The sequence below is a fragment of the Acetomicrobium sp. S15 = DSM 107314 genome (assembly GCF_016125955.1).
Lineage (GTDB): Bacteria > Synergistota > Synergistia > Synergistales > Thermosynergistaceae > Thermosynergistes > Thermosynergistes pyruvativorans.
On sequence record NZ_JADEVE010000005.1, the window covers coordinates 1 to 351 of the forward strand.

The window sequence follows — 351 nt, forward strand, 5'->3', positions numbered from 1 at the left end:
AATGTGAAGTGCTTTTATCTGGGACCATTGTTTACAAAGGGCTATCTCTTATGGGACGATTTAGGTAACGCGGCCTTTGTGGATCCCGGCGAGGAGAGCGCGGAGGTGTTAAAATTTTTTCAAGAGTGAAGGTTTGAGGAGGGTCTATCATGAGTGATCATTTTAATGCTATCTTGCGAGATCTGCCCTCGATGGACAGTTTGTTCGCTAAGCTTAGGGTTAGCCCTTTCGAAGAAGAGTTGGGAGAGGTTGCCGAAAGACACGGCATACCTTTGGTGGTGGACAACACCTTCGCCTCGCCGGCCCTGTGTCGACCGCTCGAACGGGGTGCCCATATCGTCGTCCACTCCA

Annotated in this window: 1 protein-coding gene; it reads left to right on the top strand. The window is 50.7% G+C overall.

The genetic code is table 11. From position 1 onward, the window contains the following. Positions 1-149: 149 nt before the first annotated feature. A partial coding sequence (locus EZM41_RS00020; RefSeq protein ID WP_198468189.1) for a PLP-dependent transferase occupies positions 150-351 on the top strand: 202 nt, incomplete at its 3' end.